The following is a 20,716-nucleotide window of genomic DNA, read 5'->3' as shown; positions in this document are numbered from 1 at the left end:
GGCCGGGCGGCCCCGGCGTCAGGCCGAACGCTTGCCGCCGGCCGTGACGTCGTGCGCGCCGAACACCTGGGCGACGGTGCGGGTCTCGGGCAGCACGTAGACGACCGCTCCCGACTTGCGCACCGTCGGCAGCAGCACGCCGCTGAAGAACTTCGCCGGCAGGTTGATGCAGCCGTTGGAGATGCGGTTGTCGCCCGGGTCCTTGGTCGCCATGCGCTCGGCGCGCCGCTCGCTCGCGGAGACGCTGGCCATCGCATGGATGGAGAGCGCGGCGTCGAAGTCGATCCAGACGACGTCCCTGCCGTGGTTGTCCTTGCCCGGCCGGGCCTCGAAGCGGCCCGCCGGCGTGGTCTTCTCGTGCGCCTTCAGCTGCGACAGCCGCTTGCTGCCCACGCCGGGCGCGGAGTCGTCGCCCACGGCCTTGCCGACCAGCACCGGCGAGGTGCTCCAGAGCCTGCCCCAGCCGTCGAAGACGTACATCTTCGCCGCCTTCTTGTCGATGATCACGAAGGGCCGGCGGCCGCTGTCGTAGGTGTAGGAAACCCAGTTGGCGAGGTGCACGACGTCCTTGCCGGCGCGCACGTTGCGCATGTCGGCGAGCGGACCGTGGGACTTGTCCGTTGACGCGGTCTTGCTGTCGTCGGGCTTCTTCGCATCCGCCTTCTTCTTCGCATCGGCCTTGTCGGCATCGGTTTTCTTCGCGTGCGATGCGTGGGATTTCTTGCTGCTCGCCTTCTGCGACTTCTTCTTCTGCTGTGTCGCGTGCGGCTTCGTGTCCTTTGCCTCATGCTTTTCCGCGCCGAAGGACGGACCGGCGGCGATGGCGAGCGCCAGCAGCAGGGACGTGGCCAGGGATGGACGGGAACGCGTTGCCATTCGGGGACCTTGTGTCGAAAGCTGTGTCTCGACGCAGGCTAAGGCAGGCCCCGGGCTGCCGGGGTGCGCCGATTCCAGCAGGCGCTGTAGGAGTCGGTCCGCAAGGGGCCGCGGCCAGGCCTCAACGGCCTCTGCGGAGTTCGTGGCACTGCAGTGCCGTCCACGCGCTTTCGAGGACGGGGCAATCCAGCCCATGGCGCCGGCCGCGCCGGACCATGTCGCCCACGACGTGGTCCGCTTCCGTCGCGCGGCCCGCGATCACGTCGCGCAGCATGGAGGGATGGAACGGGGAGCCGGCCGCGGTGAGCAGCTCGCGCGTTTCGGCGAGGTGCGCCTCCGGGACCGGCCAGCCTTCCGCGGCGACGATGCGCCGCGTCTCGTCCAGGGCGCGCAGCGTCAAGGCCCGCCCGTTGTCCGTCGACATCAGTGTCCCGACGTCGGCGCGCGCGAGGCAGCCGAGCGCCGAAAAGGCGGCGAGCATCTGGAACTTGGCCCACATCTGCGATCCGATATCCGGCACGTGCGCAGCATCGACGCCGGCGGAGCATGCGAGGGCCGCCAGTTCGTCCAGCAAGGGATCGGGAGCGCCGCTCAGGTGACCGAAGCGGAAGCGGTGGAGCCGGTTCGAATGGGTGATCCGGCCGGCGCCGTCGTGCGACACCATCAGGTGCGCCAGCCCGCCGAGCAGGGGAGCGCTGCCGAGGGTGCCGGCGAGCGTCTCGAGATGCCGCACCCCGTTCAACAAGGGGAGCACGCGCGCGCCGTCGCGAGCCGCTGCCGCCGCCGCTTCGAGCGCCGCCGTCAGGTCACGCGCCTTGGTCGCGACGACCACGATGTCCGCGCGGGCGTCCGACGGCGGCACCCGGCGCACGGTTCCCTCCCAATCGCCGAAGGGGCTCGCCAGCTGCACGTGCTGCTGCTCCACCGGCACGCCGGCACCCGGGCGCTGCAGGAACACGACGTCGGCCCCGGCCTGCAGCAGGCGGATGCCGAAGTAGCCGCCGACCGCGCCCAGGCCGACAACGGCGATTCGCATGGTTTGTCCGTCGCCTTCAGCGCGCGTTCGGGCGCGTGCCCGAAGCCATGCCCACGGCGACCACGATCTCGTCGGGAAGGGGCGCGTCGGGGATGAAGATCGGGATCGCGTGGTAATAGCGCTGGTCCTTCCCGTCCACCTTGTGGGCCATCGGGAGTTCGAGGGTGACCCCGGGAGGCGTGACCTTCTGGTTTCCGACCATCCAGGCGGAACCGTTCACCGCCTTGCGGCACGGATCGCCGAAGAGCGTCGTGTGGATCAGGGCGTTCGCGTGTTCGTACTCCCCGTTCAGTCCGACCGCGGCGGCCTTGCCGAACGCTTCGACGTTCGCCGAGCCGCCGAGGGCTGCAACCGCGCGCTCGGCGAGCAGGCCGCCGAGCACGGGCGCGATCTCGGTGACGACGGGTTTCAGGTCGGCCACGTAGCCCTGGCCGGCCCAGGGATTGCGGATGACCGCCGCCACGATCACGTGCCTGAACGGCTGGGGCAGCTGGCGCTGGTCGAAGTGGATCTCTTCCTGGAAAACACTGAACTTCCGGATGCTCAACACGGACATCTCACCTCCCATGGTCGTGGCCCGGCCTGCTGTCGTCTCCCATAGTAGACAACGTGTCCACCGGCGTCAACCACGGCTATGCTCGCGGGCGTGGAATCCGGCGGACTGCGAGGCGATGCATGACGGAGGCGATCGGGGCGCGCCTGAAGGAGCTGCGGGAGAGGAAGAACTGGTCGTTGCGCGAGGCGGAGGAGCATTCGGGCGTCAGCCGGTCCATGCTCTCCAAGATCGAGCGCGGCGTGACCTCCCCGACGGCGACGGTGCTGGGGCGCATCGCGGAAGCGTTCGAGGTCAGCATCTCGCAGCTGGTGGGCGGTGCTCCCACCCGGCGCGAGGCGGTGATCGTCCTGCCCAGGAGCGAGCAGCCGGTGTTCGCCGTGCCCACGACGGGGTTCGAACGCAGGTCGCTGTCGCCGCTCGTCCCGCAGGGCGGTGCGGTGGACTTCGTGGCCAACTTCCTGCCGCCCGGGCAGAGTTCGGGGAGCTTCCCGGCGCATCGCCCCGGGGTCGAGGAGATCCTCGTCGTCGCTTCGGGCCGGCTGCGCCTGCGACTGGCCGAGAAGCGCTACGACCTGGCTGCCGGCGACTCGATCTACTTCCGCGCGAACGTGCCGCACCAGTTCGACAATCCGTCGAGCACCGAGCCGGTGCTGTTCTACATCGTCGTGAACAACGCGGCCGGCTGACTCGATCCGCGCTACAAGGGCGGCGGTACACTGCCTGCTCCCCAGAGGAGCTGCCATGGACTTCTTCTTTTCATGTGCCAGTACCTACACGTACCTGTCGGTGATGCGCATCGAGAAGGTGGCCGGTGCTGCGGGGGTGGAAGTCCGTTGGCGGCCGTTCAATCTCGGTGAAATCACGCGCGAGCAGAACAACCGCCCCTTTGTCGGGAAGCCGGTGAAGATGCAGTACATGTGGCGCGACCTGGAGCGCCGGGCGGCACAGCATGGCATCCCGTTTGCGGGAATCCCGCCTTACCCGGTGGATGCCGATCGCCTGGCGCATCGCGTCGCCGTTCTGGCGGCGCAGGAAGGTTGGTGCCCGCAGTTCGCCAAGGGCCTCTATCACCAGTGGTTCATCGAGCACAAGGAACCCGGTGACCCCCAGGTCCTTCGGCACGTGCTGACCACGCTGGACAAGGACGCAGGGGAGTTGCTCGCGCGCGCCGATTCGCCGCAGACCGCGGAGCAACTGTCCGCCGAAACCGACGTGGCCCGAAAGCTGGGAATCTTCGGTTCCCCGACCTTTGTCGTGGACGGAGAAATCTTCTGGGGGGATGACCGCCTGGAAGCGGCGCTGGACTGGTCGCGCAACGCGAGTTGAATCCCGTCGTGGACATCCGTATCTGCATCGACGTGGACGACCTGGAGCGCGGGATCGCGTTCTATACGCAGGGCTTGGGGCTGCGGCTCGGAAGGCGGCTCGGTGAGGATTGGGCGGAACTGCTTGGCGGCTCGAGTCCGATCGACCTGCTGGCGAACGCGCCCGGCTCGGAGCCCCTCGGGCCCGGGCGGCCGCAGCGGCGGGATTACGGGCGGCACTGGACGCCGGTGCATCTGGATTTCGTCGTGGCAGGGATCGAGGACGTCGCGCAGCGCCTGGTGGGGTTGGGGGCGAAGCTGGAGCGGCCGATTGCGGAGAGGCGGTGGGGGAGGATGGCGAGTTTGGGCGATCCGTTTGGGCATGGGATCGATTTGCTCGAATTTAAAGGGCGCGGGTACGACGAGATTCTGTTATCTGTGGCGTGAGCCGGTGAGCACTGAGCTACCGCTCTTCGCCGAAAGTCGACACCCACGTTGAGATGCGGACGGACCGGCAAGCGACTGTGGCGATAGCCTTTGTCGAGCCAGAGACTGGTGGATGAAAAGTCGGAGACCAATGGACACTTTGGGGTAAGGCATCTCACCCTTGCAGCGCTGCCAGCGGAGCTGGATGGCTACGCTGCCTTGGGCGCCATGACGGTGCCTAGGCCGGCAATGATGCTTCGCACTCGTTGCGAAGCCGCTCACGGTCGCTGTCCTGCACAACACGTTCGATCGTCACGCGGAGTCGCGCACTTGCCCATCCACCAGGTCCTGTAAACTGATCGGGCGACTTGCATGTGAGAGCGACCCTCACGCCGGTCACCCGCTCGCCGGAGCGGACGTACTTGATGCGCCCAACCTCTCCCCGACTGATCTCCTTGTCGAAGATCTCTGGCGTGCCCACCACCGAATAGCCAGGTGGTGCGTCAAATTCGATTGCGCTGCTTTTAGCATCGCCCCGTCCCGAAATGCCCCCTCCCTCGCAGCGGACCGAGTTCTGCAGCGTGCGCTCTTGCCTGTCCACTAGTCGAGCCACGCCGGCTTGTATGCAGGTCGTCACTTTCCTGGCGCGCTCGGCCGCCACCGTGCGACTGACGGTCTCTTCCGCGGCCTTGCGTTCGAGTGCTTCCCTTGGGTCACTCTCCGTTCGCCTGGACGCGGAAATTAGCGCGTAGCCGAACGTACAGACGCCGCCGAACAGGAGAAAGAACACCAGCACTCTTACAGCTTCATGCCCCGCCCGAAAAAAATGCCAGGCGAGAAGCCCCAGCCCGACTGCAAGCAGCGCGAAAACACCCAGTTGGCTCTGGACAGCTACTTTGAATACATCGACGAACCCGCCGACCGCCGCGTCACTAGGCATCAACCCTCCCTGCATCCTAGCGTGGGTCAGAAGTGTGGTCTCCGGGCATGGCGTCATGCAACGATGCTGCTCCACCGATCGGAGGATGCATTTCGGAGTGAACCGTCGCTATCCTGCCGCCTGCGTGCGGGGTCGGTCCTCCAACATTCCGAGTGATATGCATCGTTCGCCCAACAGCGCTGCTCTTGTCATCAATGAGATCCTCGCCGCGATCGTTCTCAGCGGCTGCGCTCACGCTTACGTGGACCGCGAAACAGGGCGGCGCCATATCGCGGGATTCGTGCATCTGACCTTTCCCGCGATGCCCGCGTCGGCCGAAACCCTACGGACGCGTTCGGTGGGCTTACTCTTCACGCAGGACGTCGCTACCGCACTTTCACTTGGATTCAACGAAACATCGCTGACGCTCGTTCGAGCCGACAGTTGCCCCGCCGGCGTTCTCTTTCCCTCGCGCCCTGCCCCAGCGAGGTTGAAGCCATGACCCATCCGTCCCCCTTCGCCGCGCTGCTCATTGCTGCCCTCGCGGGTTGCAGCACGCCGCAGGACGCGGTCGTCTTCGTCACGAAGACATCGATCGGCGTTGATTTCGACAACACGCCGCCCTCTGCCGCGCTCGCCTACGACCGCCGCGAAGGGTTTTTCGGTCCTCGCTTCGCAGACGGGACGCTGCCGCCGGTGGCTGGCAGCTTCTTCACCAACGGAGGCATTTTTGATCGCAACATCAAGCAGGTTTATGCGACGGGTACCGCCGCAACCACAGTCGCCGCGCAAACGCGCACGGTGGCCAGCGTGCCGCGCGCCGGGGCCTCCGCTAGCAAGTCGGTATTTTTCGGCACTGGAACGGTACTAGGACTGCGCGTCAGCTTCGACGCAACCGGCATTGAGGGGGTCACATTTGGGTTCAAACGCAAGGAAGTGTCGGTCATCCCGATCACGGCCACCCCTTCGAATGGGACGACCGTGTATACGTTTCCTTCTGTGATTGCTTCGCTGGATACGGACTACGCGGTGAAGACACCCACCGGAACCACCTTCGGGGTGCACCAGTACTTCGCCACCGGCGCAGCCGCCGACAGTGTGGCGGCGTATCCAGAGGTGCTTGCGCAGTTCAGGCAGACGGCGGAAGATTCCCTTACGCGGTACCGTCGCGACGAAAGCCTGCAGGCGGCGACCGTGATGGACACGTTGGCCTGTCTTGCAGAGCTGAGCGACGATAAGCTGGGCGCAGTTTGGGCCAATGCGAAGACCCTTCAACTGTTCTCCGATCCGCTTAACAGCGCGCTTCAGTCAGGCCCGCCGGATCGCGCAAGGATGCTCTATACCCGGCAGCTAACGGTGCTCAATGCCGACTCCGCTGTTTACACCGGCTTGCTCCTGGGCCATCGGGCCGCTGTATGTAATCTTCGAGGTTGAAATGCCCTTTGAATTGGCTATCCCATGCGGGGATTGTGATTTGCGGGCAGATTCGCTACGGCTCAAGCACTTTCATGTGCTCGGTTGCGAAGCCATCCCAGGCCGTCCGGGCTTTTGCCTGCTCCGTTACGAAGATCCCTTTCTGGGTGAGGGCGCGGCCGCATTGGCAGGGGCCGTGCCTGTTCTGGCCTCCGGCAATACTGCTGCGGCGGCAGCGTTTAACGGTGCGGCTGTTGCCGGACAAGTGGCTGCAGCACCTCCGGCTGTCATGGAGCTCCCGGCAGGCGGAGCGCTGCCTCTCTTGTTCGCAGGCAAAGCGCTCCCCCTGTCGGCTGGGGTCTTCAACGCCCGATTGGAGGAACTGGATGTGCCGGCCGAGGCGATGTGGGCGGTGGTAAAGGTGGAGACGAGCGGCTGTGGTTTCCTGAGGGACCGGCGACCGAAAATTATGTACGAGCGACATGTTTTCAGTCGCCTGACGGAGGGCCGCTTCGATGCGCAGGTTCCCGGCATCAGTAATCCGGACCCCGGCGGTTATGCAGGAGGGGCCTCCGAGTACTACCGTCTCTCGCTGGCAATGGACTTGGATCGTCGCGCTGCCCTTGAGAGCACCTCTTGGGGGCTGGGGCAGGTGATGGGCTTCAATTCAAAGCCCGCAGGGTTTACTGATGTGGAAGACTTGGTCGCCTCCACGTGCGAATCCGAAGATAAGCAATTAGACGCTATGGCGACGTTTATGGCCCGCAAGGACCTGCCGGCTGCAATGCGCAAGCAGGATTGGGTGGGGGTGGCGAAGGCCTACAACGGCAAGGCGTACAAGCAGTATGACCGGAAGCTGGAGCACTGGTACACCTACTTCCAGGCTCACGGCGTGCCGGACATCGGTATGCGGCAGGCACAAATTGCGTTGGTCTTGCTGGGGCATGCAATGGAAGGGTCGGTCGACGGCGTTTACGGTAAGTACACGGCGGATGCCCTGAGGGCGTTCCAGCGCGGCGAGGGGCTGGAACCCGATGGACGCCTCACTGATGAGACCATGGCGCAGCTGCGCGTGCGGGCCGGATGGGACTAGCGCGCTGCTGACCCCCTCTCATTTGGTGGCGAACGCTGAGAGCGCGTTCAATACGATTTCCGAGGTGATCGGTCTGATGCGCGCTAGAGAGTAGGGCCGCTCACCCAGGGCCGCATTTCTCGGTCGGGTTCAGCGATCGCAGATGTCTACTCCGGACCAATATCCCAAACCACCCCGCGCTCCACCGCCCCCGCTGGTCCCGAAAGATCGCCATCGCCGTCCTCATCCTCCTGAACCCGAAGCGCTCGTAGAACCGCTCCTTCCCCGGCACGGCATAGAGGATGATCTTCCGGTGGCCCTTCGAGGAATCGACGAGTCGCTGCATGATGGCCGCGCCCAATCCTTGGCCGTGGTACGCGGGCAGGACGGCCACGTCGCAGACGTACGCGCAGTCGACGCCGTCGGCCAGCACGCGGCCCGCGCCGATCAGCTTTTCCTCGTCAATGACGAACACGCAGAAGCGGCTGTTGCCGAAGGCGGTGGCGAGGTCGGTCGGGGACTTGGGGCCTATGCCGGCGGCTTGGTAGAGGGCGGACAGTTCCTGCCAGTCCAATTTCTCGGCAGAGGTTTGCCACTGCATGGGGTGGGCTCCTGGAGGGGGTGCGGGGACTTTAGCGGACTGAGTCCTTACCCGGCGACCTCCATTGCCCTCACCCCGGCCCTCTCCCGCGAGCGGGAGAGGGAGTGGGGGAATGGGGGGTCAGCTGAGGTCGGCGAAGCCGGTGCTGCGCGCGGCGGCGATGGTTTCGCGCAGCGCCTTCGCGCGCTCCTGCAGCATTTCCGTGTTGATGCTCGTGGGTGCGTTGTCGATGCGGCTCGTGCCGGTGCTGCGGCGGCCGGAGGAACTGCCCAGGCTCTGCATCGACGACGACATCTCGCTGGTGTCCGCCAGCGCGTCGGGGGACGTGCCGCCCACACTGGCGCGGAAGCAGGCGCGCAGGTTGCGGCGCGTCACCGGGTCGCAGACCTCGGCGACTTCATGCATCACCTCGCTCAGCAGCTCCGCGCTCGCGTCCACCGGGAGCGTCTGGCGCAGGCGGCGGCGGATCAGCGTGTAGGCCTGCTGGGTGCGCGCGAAGCGGGCCGAGCGTTCGAATGGCGCGAGGCGCGACAGGACGAGCGCGAGCCCGCCGGCCACGACGGTCCAGCGCTGCACCGAGAGCTCGGTGTCGCGATCGACTTCGGGTAGGGCCCACTGGGAGTTGTTCCACTCCCCGATCGAGCCGAGCCACTGCTTGAACCTGCGCATCTGCCATGTCCTCCGACGAGACCCGAATGACACCACGGGCCCGCGGAGGGTGCTTAGGTCGATTGCCGCAGGAGCGGGGCTGCAATCCACGCATCCCCGCCCCGCGACGTTACATCTGCGGCCGGGCTCGATCGCCGCTGGCGCCCGCGTAAGCAGCTTGCCTAAGGTCTCCCGTGCCGATGACCTAGGCCCGCTGCCGCTGCCGTCCTTATCGTCAAGGCATTCACTGGAGGGCTGGCATGAACGGGTTCGGAGCGCGATGGGCAGGGGCGGCGATGCTGCTGCTGGCGACGCTGCTGGCGGGCAACGCCAACGCGGGCGGCCCGGGCGCCTCCACCTCCCTGACCGTCCGTGCCACGGTGAAGCGCTTCGCCAGCGTGCACGTCGCGGCGCCGGCTTCGCTCACCATCTCCGAGAGCGACGTCGCGCGCGGCTACGTGGAAGTCGGGGCGCCGGTGCAACTGACCGTGCAGAGCAACGTGCCGGAGGGCTACACGCTAGTCCTGCAACACCACGGCGAGGCGGTGCGCGAAGCGGTGGTGCAGGGCCTGCAGGACGCGCTGGTGGTGGCGCAGTCCGAAACCTCCGTGTCGCGGCCCGCCGCCGGCCGGGGCATGTGGCAGGAGCAGCTGCAGCTGCGCGTGCGCTTCGCGCTGTCGCCGGACGCGCGCCCGGGCACGCACGCCTGGCCGCTGCAGATCTCCGCGATGTCCTACTGAGCGGCAGGCCGGCGCTTCACGCGATCCGGCAGCGCGCGACCTTCTCCGCGTCCCAGGCCAGGCCCGTGCCGGGCGTCTCGTTCACCGGCCAGCAGCCGTCGACGATCTTCACCGGCTCGGCCGCGATCGCGTCGGTCCAGTCCACGTATTCCAGCCAGTGGCAGGTCGGCGTGGCCGCCAGCAGGTGCGCGCTGACCTCGGGCATCAGGTGCGAGCTCATGGGAATGCCGTGCGCCTCGGCGATGCCGGCGGCCTGCATCCAGCCGCTGACGCCACCGATGCGCGCGACGTCCGGCATCACCAGGTCGCAGGCTTCGGCCTGCAGCGCCAGCAGCATCGCCTTGGGGCCGTCGAAGTTCTCGCCCAGCTGCAAGGGCAGGTGCAGGTCGCGCGCGACCTGGGCGTTGCCCGCGTAGTCGTCGTGGCGGATCGGCTCTTCCAGCCAGGCGACGCCTTCGGACTGGAGGGCGCGGCCGCGCTCGAGCGCATCCACGCGCGAGAGCGCCTGGTTGTAGTCCACCAGCACCTCCACGCGATCGGGCAGGCGCTTGCGCACGGCGCGCGTCACTTCCAGGTCCTCGGCCAGCGTGGGATAGCCCAGGCGCAGCTTGACGGCCTGCATGCCGCCTTCCAGCAAGGCTTCGGCTTCGTCGGCGGCGGCCTGCGGGCTCATGAGGCCCAGCCCGCAGGAGTTGTAGGTGCGCAGCGGCCGCGGCGTGCCACCGAGCAGGGTGGTGAGGGGGCGGCCCGCGGCGATGGCGAGCGCATCCCACAGCGCCATGTCCAGCGCCGACAAGGCCATGCGAACGACGCCCGTCACGCCCAGCAGCGCGTAACGGCGCTGCAGCTTCGCGGCGATGGCGACCGGCGCGACGGCTTCGCCGCGCACCAGCTCCACCGCTTCCTCCAGCACCATCGCGATGGACTTCGCGCCGCTGCGCCGGTAGGCGAACACGTAGGCGCGGCCGGTCACGCCTTCCTCGGTGAGCAGGTCCACCAGCAGCAGGGGCGCGGCCTTCACGGTCGCGGCGCTGGTGCCCAGCACGTAGCGCAGGGGCACTTCCACCGGCGTGCACTGCACGCTGCGGACGCGCAGGGCAGCGGGCGACGCGCTCACGCGGCACCGCCTTCGGCGTGCAGCGCCAGGATGTCGGCGATGGCGCGGTTGAGCGGCGTGGCCACGCCCTTGGCGGCGCCGAGCTCCACGACGCCGCCGGACAGCCAGCGCACCTCCAGCCGGTTGCCGCGCTGCAGGTCGTGGTGCATGGAGGAGGTCATGTCGGGCGAGACTTCGTCGGCGAGCTTCAGCCGCACCTCGGCGTAGTCCTCCGGCAGCGCCACGCCGTGCGCGCGGCCCACGGCCACCACCTCGCGCATCACGTCCAGCAGGAAGGCGCGCGTCTGCGGGTTGGAGCGGATCGGGCCGATGGTCTTGCGGATGGTCGTGGTCGTGCCGGACAGGCCGACCAGGAAGACGTACTTCTGCCAGATCTCGCGCAGGATGTCCGGGGAGAACTCGGCCTGGATGCCGCCGGCCAGGCAGGCCGCCAGCAGCGCCTCGCCGCGGGCGGAGCGCGTGCCGTCGAACTCGCCGAAGATCAGCCGCTGCATCGGGCCGGTCTGGCGGATCACGCCGGGGGAGTCGATGGTGGTGGCCACGTAGCCGACGCCGCCCATGATCTGCTTCGCATCGAACGCGGCGCGCAGGTACTGGTCCTTCAGCACGCCGTTCTGGAAGGAGATGATGGCCGTCTCCGGTCCGACCATGGGGCGGATCTGCTCGATCGCCTGCTGCGTGTCCCACAGTTTCACGGCCACCATCACGACGTCGGCCACGCCGAAGTCCGCCGGCCGGTCGCTCACCTGGACCTTCTTCACGTGCAGGGGCTCGGGTCCTTCCACGCGCAGGCCGTCGCGGCGCATGGCCTCGAGGTGCTTGCCGCGGGCGATGAAGCGCACGTCCGCGCCCCCCAGCGCGAGCCGCGCGCCGAAGTAGCCGCCGAGGCCGCCGGAACCCATGATCGCGATGCGCATGCTGTCTCCTTCTTTGTTCAGGTTGCGCGCATTATTGGGGAGCGGCGCCGGCCCCGCGGGGGGCAGGGGGATCAGCCCAGGCGCTTCGGCAGCGCCGTCGCGATCTCCGGCAGCCAGAACACTGCCGCCAGCAGCAGCAGGCTCATCACGACGTAGGGCGTGACGGCCCGGAAGATGTGGCCCATGGTGACCGAGGGCGGGGCGACGCCCCGCATCGTCATCAGCAGCAGCCCGTGCGGCGGCAGCAGCAGGCCCAGCTGCATGCAGATCAGGAACATCACGCCGAACCACACCGGGTCGATGCCCAGGCCCTGCACGATGGGCATGAAGATCGGCAGGGTGATCATCATCATGCTGACCTGGTCCACGAAGATGCCCAGGAAGATCAGCATCATCATCATGCCCATCACGATCGCGCCGGTGGACCAGCCCTGGCCGGTGATCATCTGCACGAGGCCGTTGCTGGCGCCCGAGAACGACAGGATCTGCGAGAAGGTGGTCGCGCCCAGGATGATGAACAGGATCATCCCGGAGATGCCGGCCGTGCCCTTCAGCGCCAGCAGCAGGGCCTCGAAGCTGAGCGCCCGGTAGCCCAGCGCCAGCACCAGCGTGGCGAATGCGCCGAGCGCCGCGCACTCCGTGGGCGTCGCCCAGCCGGCCGCCAGCGCGCCCACCACCACGCCGAAGATCGACAGCGTCGGCAGCACGTAGAAGAAGAACGGCCGCCAGCGCTCCCAGCCCGTGTACGTGGGCTGCTGCTCCGCCGCCGGCGCCAGGTGCGGGCTGATGCGCACGCGCAGCACGATCCACAGCACGAAGGCGGTGGACAGCAGCACGCCGGGGAGCACGCCGCCGATCAGCAGCTTGGAGATCGAGATGCCGGAGAGCGACCCCAGCAGCACCGTCAGCGCCGAAGGCGGGATCAGCATGTCCACCGCGCCGATCGCCATGATCGGGCCCGTCGCGAGCGTCGGGTGGTAGCCCTTGGCCAGCATCACCGGCAGCAGCAGCGAGCCGAGCATCGCCGTCGTCGCGATGGTGGAGCCGGAGATCGCGGAGAACACCGTCCCGGCCACGACGGCGACCACGGCCAGCCGCCCCGGCAGGCGGCGGATCAGGCGCTCGATGCCCTCGATTACCTTCAGCGCCAAGCCGGTGTGGAACAGGATCTCGCCCATCAGCACGAACAGCGGGATGGGCGTCAGCGAGAACGCGGTCACCGAGCTCACGCTGCTGCGGGCCAGCTGCGCCAGCCCCGCCTCGTCGCCCATGTAGAGCCAGGCGCCGACGATGTTCACGGTGATGAAGGTCAGGGCCACCGGGATGCCCATGAACAGCAGCACCGTGGACCCGCCCAGCATCAGCCAGGCGGCGATCACCCATCCGCTCATGCAGGGCTCCGCATCACGCTGCGCTCACCGCGTCCTGGCGCGGCCCGCGCTCGCCGGCGTGCAGCCGGCCCATGCGGAACAGCATCTCGATGGCGAGCAGCACGAACACGATGGGCAGCGGCGCGAGCGACCACCACTCGGGCGTCACCAGCGTCTTGATGTTCAGCGCGCCGCTCGCGTAGCTCGCCCACGCGGCCTTGGTGCCGTACCAGGCCATGAACAGGCAGCACACCAGGCCGATCGTGTCGCCCACCCACTCCAGGCTCCAGGCCAGGCGCTTCGGGATCGCCTGCAGCAGGATGTCGACGCGGATGTGCTGGCCCTGGCGCAGCAGCCAGGGGGCCACGCACATCGTCAGCAGGTAGAGCATCAGCTCGGAGATCTCGTTGCTCCAGGCCAGCCCGCGCGGCAGGCCGGGCACGGGCACGTTGCGCAGCAGCACGTCCGCCACGATCAGCAGCATCATGGCGAACAGGATGGCGCTGCCGGCCAGCGCGAGGCCGGCCAGCAGCTTGCCGTAGGCTTCCGAAACCTTGCCCGTCACTTGGGCGAGAACAGCGGCTTGAAGCGCGCGGCGACGTCGGGGCTCTGCTTCATGGCGGCGGCCCAGGCGACGTCGTAGGCCTTGTCGACGAAGGCCTTGGACGAGGCGGCGTCGAACTTGATCGTCTGGATGCCGGCCTTCTGCTGGCGCGCCATCTCGTCGGCGGCGTACTGGTCCCAGAAGCCGTTCTGCGCCTCCAGGGCCAGCAGCTGCTTCTGCAGGTAGGCGTGCTGCGCCGGCGTGAGCTTCTTGTACGCGGGCAGGTTCATGATCAGCGAGACCTCGGCGTCGTAGAAGCCCGGGTCGATGCGGTACTTGGTCTTCTCCTGCCAGTTCAGGTCGAAGATGCCGCCGATGGGCCAGCCGTAGCCGTCGACCACGCCGCGCTCGAGCGCCGTGTACACCTCGCCGGGCGGCGTGGTGATCACGTTGGCGTTGAGCGCCTGGAAGAACTCGCGGTACACGGGCGTGATGCGGATCTTCTGGCCGGTGAGGTCGGGCTTGTCGACCTTCTTGTTGGTGTAGATGTGGAAGGGCTGGTGCTCCACCATCCGGGCCAGGTACTGCATGTTGCCCTTCTCGTTCCACACCTTGTTGATGGCGTCGAACGCGCCGTTCTTCCGCTGCTCCGCCACCGGGATGCGCGTGAGCTTCAGGAAGTCGGCTTCCGGCATCACGTTGGTGTAGAAGGCGCCGGTGGACAGGGCCATGTCCACCACGCCGGTCTTCACGGCGTTTCCCACCTCGAAGGTCGGGATCGCCTTGGGGCCGCCGATGAAGTTGATCTGCAGCACGCCCTTGCCTTCGGCGTTGAACTTCTGGATCCACGGCTGCAGGCGCTGCACGTAGATCCCGTTCTCGGCGAACGCGCTCACCAGGCGCAGCGTCGTCTCCTGCGCCGCGGCGCTCGCCGCGCAGCCCGCCGCCAGCAGCACCGCCGCCGCCTTGCCCACCATGCCAATCTTCATGACCGTGTCTCCTTCAGGAAGCGCCGACCCTAAGCGAAGGCGCGGCGGCGGTCAATCGAGGCAGACGCGGAGAAGGGCGCTACTGCAGCTTCACTTCGCCGTCGAAGACCACGTTCAGCTTCAGGCCGGGGATGTCCAGGGTCATCTTCGCCGGGAAGCTCTCGGTGCCCGCGATGTCCTTCGCCTGCAGCGCCCGGCTCACGGCCTGCTCGATCTCCTGCTGCGAGCGCACGCCCACGGTCTTGAGGAACTTGCGCAGGCTCATGTTGAAGGTTTCGTCGTCCATGGGGCTCTCTCCTTTGCGCCGCATGCTACTCCAGCCCTCATCGCCAGCTAAGAGAACGCTCACGCGGCGCTAAGGCGCGCTTCCTACAGTGCATGCACGGCCGGCGAACGAAGCGGGCCGCACAAGCAAACCACCCTGAAAGGAACCTGTCATGCAAGCCAAGATCGCCCTGTCCGCCCTCGTGTTCGCCGCCTTCGCCGGCAACGCCCTGGCCGAGACGCCCACCATCGTGAACGACGCCTTCGTGTCCACGCAGACCCGCGCGCAGGTGCAGGCCGAACTGGCCGCGTACAAGCAGGCGGGCGTGAACCCCTGGTCCACCCAGTACAACCCGCTGCGCGGCTTCCGCAGCGCCACCACGCGGCAAGCCGTCGTGGCCGAGTACCTGGCCGCGCGCAACGAAGTCCGCGCCTTCGGCGGCGAGGACAGCGGCTCGGCGTACCTGATGCAGGCCCGCGCGACCGCGATCCCGGCGAGCACCATCGCCGTGAACGCGCGGTGAGGCGAGGGGGAGGGGGCGCCCGCCCCCTCCGGCGCCGGGGTCGCCGGGCCATCGCATAATCCCGGGTTGCACTCCGCACAAGGGACCGCCATGACCTACCCCAACACCCAGCTCTTCATCAACGGCCAGTGGCAGGACGCCGCGGACGGCCGTTCGCTCGCCGTCTTCAATCCCGCCACCGGCAAGGAAATCGGCCGCGTGGCGCAAGCCGGCACGGCCGACCTCGACAAGGCGCTCGAGGCCGCGCAGAAGGGCTTCGAGACCTGGCGCGACATGCCGCCGGCCGACCGCGCGAAGATCATGCGCAAGGCCGCCGGCCTGATCCGCGAGCGCGCGGGCGAGATCGCCCCGCTGCTGACCCAGGAGCAGGGCAAGCCGCTGGCCGAAGCCAAGGGCGAGACGCTGGCCGCCGCCGACCTGATCGAATGGTTCGCCGACGAAGGCCTGCGCGTGTACGGCCGCCTCGTGCCCTCGCGCGGCAAGCCGGAGCTGCGCCAGATGGTGGTGAAGGATCCCGTGGGTCCCGTGGCCGCCTTCACGCCCTGGAACTTCCCGATCAACCAGGTGGTGCGCAAGGTCGGCCCGGCGCTGGCTGCCGGCTGCTCGATGCTGGTGAAGGCCGCGGAAGAGACGCCCGCCGGTCCCGCCGCCTTCATCAAGGCCTTCGCCGACGCCGGCATCCCGGCCGGCGTGCTGCAGCTGGTGTACGGCAACCCCGCCGAGATCTCCGGCTACCTGATCCCGCACCGCGTGATCCGCAAGATCACCTTCACCGGCTCGACGCCGGTGGGCAAGCAGCTGGCCGCGCTGGCGGGCCAGCACATGAAGCGCGTGACGATGGAACTGGGCGGCCACGCGCCGGTGATCGTCTGCGAGGACGCCGACATCGCGCTGGCCGTCAAGGCCGCGGGCGCCGCGAAGTTCCGCAACGCCGGCCAGGTCTGCATCTCCCCGACGCGCTTCCTGGTGCACGAGAGCGTGAAGAACGACTTCGCGCAGGCGCTGGCCAAGTACGCGCAGGGCCTGAAGGTCGGCGACGGCCTGGCCGAGGGCACGCAGATGGGCCCGCTGGCCAACCCGCGCCGCCTGACGGCGATGGCCGAGATCCACGAGGACGCCGTGAAGAAGGGCGCCCAGGTGCTCACGGGCGGCAAGCGCATCGGCGACGCTGGCAACTTCTGGGAACCGACCGTGCTGGCCGACGTGCCGCTGGAAGCCAAGGTGTTCAACGACGAGCCCTTCGGGCCGGTCGCCGCGATCCGCGGCTTCACGAAGCTGGAGGAAGCGATCGCCGAAGCGAACCGCCTGTCCTTCGGGCTGGCCGGCTATGCGTTCACCAAGTCGCTGAAGAACGCGGACCTGCTGACGCGCCGCGTGGAAGTCGGCATGCTGTGGATCAACATGCCGGCGATGCCGAGCGCGGAAATGCCCTTCGGCGGCATCAAGGACTCGGGCTACGGCTCCGAAGGCGGCCCCGAGTCGCTGGAGGCCTACCTGAACGCGCGCTCGGTCGCGATCATGAACGTGTGAGTTTTCACTTTGAAATCGCTGCGCGATTTCAAAGTGGCTTGATCAGTGTGAAGAGGACCGGCAAAGCCGGATCCTCTTCACAAGTGGGGCCGCGCTGCATGTTATTCCGCGCGGCCCTTGTGCGGCTAGCCGGGCCATGCGACTCCCTCCCCCTCTGGGGGAGGGTTGGGGCGGGGGCACCGGTGTCTCAGCCTGTCACTTCTTCGGCGCGAGCTTGCTCGCCACTTCCGCCACCGTGTCGTACTCCCGCGTGATTTCCGCGGCGACGCGGCTGGCGGGTTCCCATTCCTGGACGATGCCGATCGGCAGCAGCCGCGCGGCGATGGCCGGGTTGCGGGCGGCCTTTTCCAGCGCGGGCACCAGCGCCTGCGCGACTTCCGGCGGCGTGCCGGCCGGCAGCATCCACGCGAACCACACGCCCAGGATGTCCTGGCGATAGCCCAGGCTGGAGAGGGTCGGCACCTTGGGCAGTTCCGGGAAGGGGCTCGAGATCGCGATCGCCTTCAGCGTGCCCGCCTTCATGTGCGACGACACGGCGCCCAGCGCCAGGATCACGCCTTCCACCTGGCCGCCGAGCACGTCGGTGACGGCCGGGGCGGCGCCGCGATAGGGAACCGAGGTCGTCTCGATGCCGGCCGCCGCGTTCAGCAGCCGCACGCTCAGGTCGCCGGCGGAGCCCGGCCCGGCATTGCCGATGCGCACCTTGCCGGGATTCTTCTTCGCGTAGGCGACCATCTCCTGGAAGCTGTCGAAGGGCGCGTTCCTGTTCACCACCAGCACCGAGGGCGTGCGCGTGCTGATCGCCAGCGGCGTCAGCTCGCGCATCGGGTCGTAGGCCGCGGTCAGCGGGTCCAGCACGCGGCGGATGGTGAGCGGGCTGTTCTGCGTGAACAGCACCGTGTAGCCGTCCTTCTTGGCGGCGATCGCCGTCTGCACGCCGAGCGTGCCGCCCGCGCCCGGCTTGTTGGAGATGACCACCGGCACCTGCAGTTCCTTGGAGACCTCCTCGGCCATCGCGCGCGCGGTGGTGTCGCCCCCGTCGCCGGCCGCGAGCGGCACGACCACGGTGATCGGGCCCTTGGGCCAGTCGGCGGCCGACGCGCTCATCGGCGCGACGGCCAGGGTGCAGGCCGCGAGCAGGGCGGCGGAGAGAGTGCGGATCATGTCGTCTCCTTTGTTGTTCGTTTCAGAGCGGGATCACCATCAGCGTCTCGACGACGCGGGAGTCCAGCTTGAAATGGCGGGCGCGGAACAGCGGTTCGGGGCCGCTCGCGTCCACCACATCTTCGCATTGTCCGGCGGCGAAGACCTTCATGTCGCCATCGAGGTCCAGCGTGCGCACCACCAGGAAGTTCGAGCGCACCTGCAGCGCGTGCGGCTCGCCGCCGACGATCTGCACGCCGGACACGAGGTGCCGGTAGTGCTGCGGTTCGTAGATGTTGGCCATGCGCATGGACTGGATGCGGTCGCGCAGCTGCGCCGCCGAGCGCGCGTCCATCAACGCGTGCGGCAGGCCGCGGTCCGCGTTGAAGCGGGACTGGACGGTGTAGCGGCCGTCCGGCGCCATCAGTTCGCAGACGGCCTCGACGCGGTTCTCGTCGATCGCGCGTGCCCATTCGAACACGAGGCTCTCGACGGCGCGGAAATGCGTTTCGTGCAGCAGCGCCATCTCAGATCTCCATGTCCTGGCGGTAGGCGTGCCAGAAGTTGCGGATCGCGCGCTCGGAGAGCTTGCTGTTGCCGCCGCTTTCCAGCCCGGCGCCGCCCATCCGGATGTACGACTCGCCTTCCTGCCCGTCGCCGATCGCGCGCTTGATCATCTCGCAGACCGCCGCGTCCTCCACCGACACCATGCCGGCGGAGCCCGCCAGGTTCATCTGCGCGAGGCGCATGCGCTCCGTCTCGGCGTCGTCGTCCGCGAAGCCGAAGTAGGTCCAGACCAGGTCGCATTGCCCCGGCCCCTTGGGCAGCAGCTGGCGCGTGGCCAGGCTGTTGGCGATCTGGTGCAGCACGAAGGACGGGTAGGTCGTGAGGATCTGCACGCTCACGCCGTCGCCGAACTCGTCGCGCCACTTCAGGATGGAGGGATCCTCCAGCCGCAGCCCCTCGTTGTGCGAGCGCAGGGCGGAAGCGGTCTCCTGGTAGTCGCTCGATGGCTTCTCCGTTCCCGCCTTGGTGTAGAAGTAGACGTGCCGGCCCGAGCGGTCCAGCACCATGCCCGACTCCTGCGACTGGCGCGAGAGCCCGAAGGTGCCGTAGAAGGTGTGCAGGATGTTCGCGTGGTACGAGTCGCGCGGGTTTTCGTGGTACGCCTTCCAGTTGGCGTGGATGCGCTGCGTGTCGTAGCCCAGCACCTTCAGCGGCTTCCTGCAGACGCGCCGGATGCCGTCGCCGACCTCGCCCAGCCACTCCTCCAGCGGCGGCGTCTCCGCGTGGAAGGTGGCGAACACCACGCCGGCGATGGAGGCGACGCGCAGCTTCTGCAGGCCGTGCTCCTTCAGGTCGAAGTCCTTCGGCAGGCCACCTTCGCCGCGCAGGCCGTTGCGGAAGGCCACGAAGGTGAGGTCGCCCTTCAGGTTGTAGTTCCAGGAGTGGTAGACGCAGTGCAGCTTCTGCGCCTTGCCGAAGGCCTCGCGGCACACCATGTTGCCGCGGTGCGCGCATCGGTTGAGCATGGCATGCAGCGTGCCGTCCTCGGCGCGCGTGAGCAGCACGTTGGCTTCGCCGATGTAGGTGTTCTTGTACGAGCCCGGCTCGGGCACCTCGGCTTCCAGGCCGAGGTAGTGCCAGTGGCGCCCGCGGAAGATCGCCTGCTGCTCGCGGGCGTAGACCTCCGGGTCGCTGTACACCCAGTAGGGGGCGCTGGTGAAGCCGCCGTCCGGCCAGCGGCGGTGGGTCGCGGAAGAGGGAGGGCAGTCCATCGCCGCAGCATGCCGGGGACGGGCGCGTCCGCCAAGGCCCCTTTGCGCATAGCGCAGAATCGGGCCATGGCCGCCGCCCCCGCCCCGCGCAACAAGGACCGCATCGCCGGCCTCGCCAAGGGCCTGCGCCTGCTGGAGGCCTTCGACGCCGCGCATGCGCGCATGACGGTGAGCGAGGCCGCGCGCGCCGTGGACCTGAGCCCGGCCTCCGCGCGCCGCTGCCTGCTCACCCTGTGCGAACTGGGCTACCTGCGCAGCGACGGCAAGCAGTTCTGGATGGGCCACGGCGCGCTGCGGGTGAGCCATGCCTATGCCTCTTCGACGCAGCTGCCGCGCCTGTTCCAGCCGGTGCTCGACACGCTGAGCGAACGCAGCCGCGAGTCGGCCTCGCTCGCCGTGCTGCACGGCGACCAGGTGCTGATCGCCGCGCGTTCGACCGCGCGCCGCACCATGCGCGTGGGCCTCGCCGTTGGCTCGCGCCTGCCGCTGCACTGCTCGGCCGCGGGCCGGGCGCTGGTGTGGGGCCGGACGGACCGCGAACTGCGCGCGCTGCTCGGCGCCGCGCCGCTCGCGCGCTTCACGCCGCGCACCATCACCTCCGTGCGCGAACTGCAGCGCGAGCTGGCCGCGTCGCGCGAGCGCGGCTACACGGTGTGCGACGAGGAGATCGAGCTCGGCGTGCGCTCGATCGCCGTGCCCGTGTTCGCCGCCGGCGGCCGCGTGGTCGCCGCGATGTCGATCTCCACGCGCGCCGAGCGCATGACGCTCGGCGAGATGGTGAAGGCCTTCCTCCCCGCGCTGCAACGCAACCAGACGCACGTCGCGCTCCTGCCGAGTTGAGGCTCTGCAAAGCCGCACACAAACGCGTGCGGGCTGATCACAATGGCCCTCCGCTTCGCGCGCGAGTCCAACCTGCAAGAGCGCGTTGCGGCAGACGACGCAAGGAGGC

24 protein-coding genes are annotated in these 20,716 nt (G+C 68.1%); 9 read left to right on the top strand and 15 right to left on the bottom strand.

The window, feature by feature from the left end:
* Window positions 1–18: 18 nt before the first annotated feature.
* The 3 genes from ACY0MJ_RS08715 to ACY0MJ_RS08705 all read right to left on the bottom strand — a co-directional run bounded on the left by ACY0MJ_RS08715 (window position 19) and on the right by ACY0MJ_RS08705 (window position 2,468).
* Window positions 19–876: a L,D-transpeptidase family protein gene (locus ACY0MJ_RS08715; protein WP_462637991.1), complete on the bottom strand. Its 858-nt coding sequence runs from the start codon at window positions 874–876 to the stop codon at window positions 19–21.
* Between the two features lie 121 nt (window positions 877–997).
* Window positions 998–1,912: a ketopantoate reductase family protein gene (locus tag ACY0MJ_RS08710; protein ID WP_462637989.1), complete on the bottom strand. Its 915-nt coding sequence runs from the start codon at window positions 1,910–1,912 to the stop codon at window positions 998–1,000.
* A gap of 16 nt (window positions 1,913–1,928) precedes the next feature.
* Window positions 1,929–2,468 (bottom strand): amino acid synthesis family protein, encoded by a 540-nt coding sequence (locus ACY0MJ_RS08705; RefSeq protein ID WP_462637988.1) that lies wholly within the window; start codon window positions 2,466–2,468, stop codon window positions 1,929–1,931.
* Window positions 2,469–2,587: 119 nt separating this feature from the next.
* Between ACY0MJ_RS08705 and ACY0MJ_RS08700 the strand changes: the two genes are divergently transcribed.
* The 3 genes from ACY0MJ_RS08700 to ACY0MJ_RS08690 are packed head-to-tail and all read left to right on the top strand — an operon-like array spanning window position 2,588 to window position 4,219.
* Window positions 2,588–3,154, top strand: coding sequence for a helix-turn-helix domain-containing protein (locus ACY0MJ_RS08700; protein ID WP_462637987.1), 567 nt, complete (start codon window positions 2,588–2,590; stop codon window positions 3,152–3,154).
* Between the two features lie 55 nt (window positions 3,155–3,209).
* Window positions 3,210–3,794: a DsbA family protein gene (locus ACY0MJ_RS08695; protein WP_462637986.1), complete on the top strand. Its 585-nt coding sequence runs from the start codon at window positions 3,210–3,212 to the stop codon at window positions 3,792–3,794.
* An 8-nt stretch (window positions 3,795–3,802) separates the two neighbouring features.
* Window positions 3,803–4,219, top strand: coding sequence for a VOC family protein (locus ACY0MJ_RS08690; RefSeq protein WP_462637985.1), 417 nt, complete (start codon window positions 3,803–3,805; stop codon window positions 4,217–4,219).
* A gap of 217 nt (window positions 4,220–4,436) precedes the next feature.
* On the opposite strand, the gene ACY0MJ_RS08685 is transcribed toward ACY0MJ_RS08690, so the two are convergent.
* A complete protein-coding gene (locus tag ACY0MJ_RS08685) occupies window positions 4,437–5,138 on the bottom strand; it encodes a hypothetical protein (protein ID WP_462637984.1) in 702 nt (233 codons plus the stop codon).
* Between the two features lie 477 nt (window positions 5,139–5,615).
* Here ACY0MJ_RS08685 and ACY0MJ_RS08680 point away from each other — a divergent pair, with 477 nt between their 5' ends.
* Window positions 5,616–6,551, top strand: coding sequence for a hypothetical protein (locus tag ACY0MJ_RS08680; RefSeq protein WP_462637983.1), 936 nt, complete (start codon window positions 5,616–5,618; stop codon window positions 6,549–6,551).
* Window positions 6,481–7,623: an N-acetylmuramidase domain-containing protein gene (locus ACY0MJ_RS08675; RefSeq protein WP_462637982.1), complete on the top strand. Its 1,143-nt coding sequence runs from the start codon at window positions 6,481–6,483 to the stop codon at window positions 7,621–7,623. The genes ACY0MJ_RS08680 and ACY0MJ_RS08675 overlap by 71 nt, the downstream gene beginning before the upstream one ends.
* A gap of 100 nt (window positions 7,624–7,723) precedes the next feature.
* On the opposite strand, the gene ACY0MJ_RS08670 is transcribed toward ACY0MJ_RS08675, so the two are convergent.
* Both ACY0MJ_RS08670 and ACY0MJ_RS08665 read right to left on the bottom strand, forming a co-directional pair.
* Complete coding sequence (locus ACY0MJ_RS08670; RefSeq protein ID WP_462637981.1) at window positions 7,724–8,203, bottom strand: GNAT family N-acetyltransferase; 480 nt, start codon at window positions 8,201–8,203, stop codon at window positions 7,724–7,726.
* A 120-nt stretch (window positions 8,204–8,323) separates the two neighbouring features.
* Window positions 8,324–8,872, bottom strand: coding sequence for a hypothetical protein (locus ACY0MJ_RS08665; protein WP_462637980.1), 549 nt, complete (start codon window positions 8,870–8,872; stop codon window positions 8,324–8,326).
* 239 nt (window positions 8,873–9,111) lie between these two features.
* Between ACY0MJ_RS08665 and ACY0MJ_RS08660 the strand changes: the two genes are divergently transcribed.
* Window positions 9,112–9,591: a hypothetical protein gene (locus ACY0MJ_RS08660; protein ID WP_462637979.1), complete on the top strand. Its 480-nt coding sequence runs from the start codon at window positions 9,112–9,114 to the stop codon at window positions 9,589–9,591.
* 16 nt (window positions 9,592–9,607) lie between these two features.
* Here ACY0MJ_RS08660 and ACY0MJ_RS08655 read toward each other — a convergent pair whose 3' ends face one another.
* From ACY0MJ_RS08655 to ACY0MJ_RS08630, 6 genes are all read right to left on the bottom strand, one after another.
* Window positions 9,608–10,708, bottom strand: coding sequence for an enolase C-terminal domain-like protein (locus ACY0MJ_RS08655; protein WP_462637978.1), 1,101 nt, complete (start codon window positions 10,706–10,708; stop codon window positions 9,608–9,610).
* A complete protein-coding gene (locus tag ACY0MJ_RS08650; protein WP_462637977.1) occupies window positions 10,705–11,625 on the bottom strand; it encodes a ketopantoate reductase family protein in 921 nt (306 codons plus the stop codon). Before ACY0MJ_RS08650 ends, ACY0MJ_RS08655 begins: the two co-directional genes overlap by 4 nt.
* Before the next feature lie 71 nt (window positions 11,626–11,696).
* Window positions 11,697–13,016, bottom strand: coding sequence for a TRAP transporter large permease (locus ACY0MJ_RS08645; protein ID WP_462637976.1), 1,320 nt, complete (start codon window positions 13,014–13,016; stop codon window positions 11,697–11,699).
* Between the two features lie 13 nt (window positions 13,017–13,029).
* Window positions 13,030–13,560: a TRAP transporter small permease gene (locus ACY0MJ_RS08640; protein ID WP_462637975.1), complete on the bottom strand. Its 531-nt coding sequence runs from the start codon at window positions 13,558–13,560 to the stop codon at window positions 13,030–13,032.
* Window positions 13,557–14,528, bottom strand: coding sequence for a TRAP transporter substrate-binding protein DctP (dctP, locus tag ACY0MJ_RS08635; RefSeq protein WP_462637974.1), 972 nt, complete (start codon window positions 14,526–14,528; stop codon window positions 13,557–13,559). Before dctP ends, ACY0MJ_RS08640 begins: the two co-directional genes overlap by 4 nt.
* A 79-nt stretch (window positions 14,529–14,607) precedes the next feature.
* Complete coding sequence (locus ACY0MJ_RS08630) at window positions 14,608–14,814, bottom strand: DUF6494 family protein (RefSeq protein WP_462637973.1); 207 nt, start codon at window positions 14,812–14,814, stop codon at window positions 14,608–14,610.
* A 151-nt stretch (window positions 14,815–14,965) separates the two neighbouring features.
* On the opposite strand from ACY0MJ_RS08630, the gene ACY0MJ_RS08625 reads away from it, so the two are divergent.
* Together ACY0MJ_RS08625 and ACY0MJ_RS08620 are read left to right on the top strand one after the other, a co-directional pair.
* Entirely contained in the window at window positions 14,966–15,316 is a 351-nt protein-coding gene (locus ACY0MJ_RS08625) for a DUF4148 domain-containing protein (protein WP_462637972.1), read from the top strand.
* A 90-nt stretch (window positions 15,317–15,406) separates the two neighbouring features.
* Complete coding sequence (locus ACY0MJ_RS08620) at window positions 15,407–16,846, top strand: NAD-dependent succinate-semialdehyde dehydrogenase (RefSeq protein WP_462637971.1); 1,440 nt, start codon at window positions 15,407–15,409, stop codon at window positions 16,844–16,846.
* 195 nt (window positions 16,847–17,041) lie between these two features.
* Here ACY0MJ_RS08620 and ACY0MJ_RS08615 read toward each other — a convergent pair whose 3' ends face one another.
* Genes ACY0MJ_RS08615 through ACY0MJ_RS08605 form a run of 3 tightly spaced genes read right to left on the bottom strand, consistent with a single transcriptional unit; the run spans window position 17,042 to window position 19,767 of the window.
* On the bottom strand, window positions 17,042–18,010 hold the full coding sequence (locus ACY0MJ_RS08615) for a Bug family tripartite tricarboxylate transporter substrate binding protein (protein WP_462637970.1): 969 nt from the start codon (window positions 18,008–18,010) through the stop codon (window positions 17,042–17,044).
* A 22-nt stretch (window positions 18,011–18,032) separates the two neighbouring features.
* Window positions 18,033–18,515 (bottom strand): aromatic-ring-hydroxylating dioxygenase subunit beta, encoded by a 483-nt coding sequence (locus ACY0MJ_RS08610; RefSeq protein WP_462637969.1) that lies wholly within the window; start codon window positions 18,513–18,515, stop codon window positions 18,033–18,035.
* Between the two features lies 1 nt (window position 18,516).
* Window positions 18,517–19,767: an aromatic ring-hydroxylating oxygenase subunit alpha gene (locus ACY0MJ_RS08605; RefSeq protein ID WP_462637968.1), complete on the bottom strand. Its 1,251-nt coding sequence runs from the start codon at window positions 19,765–19,767 to the stop codon at window positions 18,517–18,519.
* A gap of 66 nt (window positions 19,768–19,833) precedes the next feature.
* On the opposite strand from ACY0MJ_RS08605, the gene ACY0MJ_RS08600 reads away from it, so the two are divergent.
* Window positions 19,834–20,607, top strand: coding sequence for an IclR family transcriptional regulator domain-containing protein (locus ACY0MJ_RS08600; RefSeq protein WP_462637967.1), 774 nt, complete (start codon window positions 19,834–19,836; stop codon window positions 20,605–20,607).
* Window positions 20,608–20,716 lie beyond the last annotated feature (109 nt).

The organism is Ramlibacter sp. bp-362 (assembly GCF_054956735.1).
Note: the sequence above shows the minus strand (reverse complement) of the source record. Positions and strands in the feature narration are given on the sequence as shown.